This is a genomic window from Flavobacterium sp. (assembly GCF_043780635.1).
GTDB lineage: Bacteria > Bacteroidota > Bacteroidia > Flavobacteriales > Flavobacteriaceae > Flavobacterium.
In genome coordinates, this window is the sequence record NZ_JAYWCK010000114.1 from 1 (window position 1) to 3,017 (window position 3,017).

The following is a 3,017-nucleotide window of genomic DNA, read 5'->3' on the forward strand; positions in this document are numbered from 1 at the left end:
TCCTCCGTATTCGTCCAGCACAACGGCCACGCTTTTTCGTTTTTTTGTAAGTAAATCCATGGCATCTTTAATGTAAATTGTTTCAGGAACAAATTCCACAGGAATTACAATGGATTTGATGTTTTTGGGTTTCTTGAACAAATCAAATGAATGGACGTAACCAATAATATCATCGAGCGAATTTTGATACACTACAATTTTAGAATAACCAGTCTCGATAAACAAATCTTTCAATTCAGCAACAGAATCAAATAAATCAATTGCGACAATTTCGGTTCTGGGACTCATAATATCTCTAGCTTTCACTCCTGAAAAGTCTAGTGCGTTTTGAAACATTTGAATTTCAGAATCCATTTCTTCGTTATCTTCCACAGTACTCATTTGTTCTGTAATATAATTTCCAAGTTCTGCTTTGCTAAAATAGAGCGGTATCTGATCTCCTTCGGTTTTGAAAAATTTCACCAAAACAAAATCGGAAACCCAGATAAAAAAAGTGGAAATAAAATAAAACAAAATATAAAAACCATAAGCAGGAAGCGCGAAAAACTTCATCAATGAATTGGCATAAATTTGGAAGAACACTTTAGGCAAAAACTCGGCGGTAACCAAAACAATCATGGTTGATATCAGCGTTTGAATTATCAAACTCAAAAATTCGGAAAAATGAAAACTCAACAAATCTATCCAACGCATCAATAAATCGCCCATAAAAAAACCATAAACCACTAAGGCAATATTGTTTCCAATGAGCATGGCTGCGATAAATTTTGAAGGCTTTTCGGTAAGTTTTGTTAGGATGTTAGAGATGAAACTATCCTGTTTTTTCTCTATTTCGAGATAAATTTTATTGGAAGAAATGAAGGCGATTTCCATTCCTGAGAAAAAGGCACATAGTATTAGGCACAATATGATAATACTAATTTCCATAATCAGGGTTTTTTATTTCGGTCTTCGAGTTTCTTTGCAAATCTTCTTCTGAAAAAAAACATAAAAATCGCCAAGCCTCCGATAAAAAGACTAATTTTTGGCGTTGCGGTTGTATCATTCCATTTTGTAATCCCATCATAAATAAATGCTACTCCAAGAATAAGATAAAGGTATGGTGTGTATTTTAAGTATTGCATAATTTGATTGTAAATTTATTCATTTGATTCGAGTTCGCCTGCTATTCTTTGTGAATTAATAACTTTGAAATCTTTACTGAAATCGATCCCCTGACCACTCGAAACTCCTTTTGGGTCTGTAAATTTAAAGCTTTTTTCGGTAAAAAACCATTCGTTTTTTTGGTCAAAGTACAATTGTTGGGTTTCGAGTACTTGACCGTCCTGAGAAGTGATTTTTACATTTCCTTTCAAATCAATAAGATTTGTCAGTTTGTAAGAAGTGGCATAATCTGATTTAACATAAGTCTTTTTGCCGTTTTTGTCATATAAAGTGACGTCAATGCCTTTTGGAAATTCCGTAAATGGAAAGTCTACACTGCCATATTCCAACATTTTTGGACTCATCAAAATGACTTGTATTCGACCTGAATCGGTATATTTCAAGTTAATATTTTCAGCTTCACCACTTGGCACAAACTCGGTGAAATTACTTTTTTGAACTTCCTTAAAATTACTTTCACATCCAAAAAACAGTGTCACGGCAAGAACCGTGACAACTTCAAGGATTTGATATTTTTTTAGTAAAGTCATTTGCTGAACTTAACAAAGTTATAGTGTAATTACACCAAAACTTTTTTAGATTAATTTATATTCATAAATGGTATAACAAAAACTGGTTTTGAATATTAATGGAATTTACTTCTCACAAACCATTTATCATTAAGCGAAATCCCTATGTTTATGTTGAAATAATTTTCCTGAACCAAATTATTTGATGTAGTTCCTTTTTTCCCGAATTCGAAACCTAAATTTACATTAGACAAAGAACCTGTCACCGGCAATCCCAATCCAAAGGTCATTCCAACATCGTTTATCGAAGTAGAATTAACCACTAATCCAGTTTTTTCGTATTTAAAACCGCCTCTATATGTCATTCTTTTTGCATAACCTACAAAAGGATTTGAATTAGGTGTGTAATATCCACCAAAACTATATTTTTGATATTTTTCGTAAGTTACGTTGTCTAAGGTATTATAACTATTGTATAATTTTCCAACGTCCTGAAAGGAAACTTCAGATCCAAAAAACCACCTTTTTGAATCTCCAATTCCCGCACCAAAAGTCCATTTCTGCGGCAAATTCAAATCGGTTTTGGAAATTACAGGATCTAATACATCTACCCCTTGTACATCATAATTTGAATTATAAGTCACTGTACCGATAGTTCTGGTATTATTAGATACCAAAATACTTTTTGGTGTATAATATAAACTACTAAAAATCGTCATTTTTTTATTGATTTTGGCCTGATACATCATTCCAATGTTAAAATTCACACCAGACAAATCAGTAACATTCAATTCACGAGATCCTATTGGAACATAAGGAATAAACTCCAAACTATTGGTTTGAATTTTTCCAAAATTATAATACGCATTGGCTCCAACGCTTAAATTAGGAAGTATTCTATATCCTGCGCCAAGGAAAACTCTGTTCAAACCACCCCAACCATTAAACCGTTTGTTGTTTTGGGAACCATCTGAAGAAATATTTTCAATTCTATAACCCACCGAAGAGTAGGGTAATAAACCAAAAGCTGCTCCAAATTTTCCTAAAGGTATACCTAATGATAAATAATCAAATGTGTTTCTTTGTTCTTTTGCTGCTGAAGTACCTGATTTTTGTTTTGTCCGATTATTACTTCCGGCCATCGTAAAAGCTGTCCATTTTAAATTTGCATAACCAGCAGGATTTTGTAAATTAATGTGTGTACTATCCGGCGCTATTGATAGTCCAGCCATAGAGCGACTTTCAACTGACCCATTAAATCTGGACTCTCCAATTCCATAAAAAGAATAAGGTGATGAAGTGCCCTCTTGAGAAAAAGAAACTAATGACAAAAATAAACAAGCG

At 33.1% G+C, this 3,017-nt stretch carries 4 protein-coding genes; all 4 read right to left on the reverse strand.

Going from position 1 to position 3,017, the window contains the following annotated elements; all coding sequences use genetic code 11:
- Window positions 1–927 (reverse strand): hemolysin family protein (locus ACH2BV_RS10340; protein ID WP_395050648.1); only part of this gene is annotated, 927 nt, incomplete at its 3' end.
- A 2-nt stretch (window positions 928–929) separates the two neighbouring features.
- Window positions 930–1,124 carry a hypothetical protein gene (locus ACH2BV_RS10345; protein ID WP_395050649.1) on the reverse strand — a complete coding sequence of 65 codons (195 nt, stop codon included), beginning with the start codon at window positions 1,122–1,124 and terminating at the stop codon, window positions 930–932.
- 15 nt (window positions 1,125–1,139) lie between these two features.
- Window positions 1,140–1,694, reverse strand: a complete 555-nt coding sequence (gene lptC, locus ACH2BV_RS10350; RefSeq protein WP_395050650.1) for an LPS export ABC transporter periplasmic protein LptC — start codon at window positions 1,692–1,694, stop codon at window positions 1,140–1,142.
- A gap of 95 nt (window positions 1,695–1,789) precedes the next feature.
- A partial coding sequence (locus ACH2BV_RS10355; RefSeq protein WP_395050651.1) for a hypothetical protein occupies window positions 1,790–3,017 on the reverse strand: 1,228 nt, incomplete at its 5' end.

Coding starts and splice junctions, on each gene's coding strand:
- ACH2BV_RS10345 (WP_395050649.1), bottom strand. CDS start 1,124: ATGCAATACTTAAAATACACACCATACCTTTATCTTATTCTTGGAGTA.
- lptC (WP_395050650.1), bottom strand. CDS start 1,694: ATGACTTTACTAAAAAAATATCAAATCCTTGAAGTTGTCACGGTTCTT.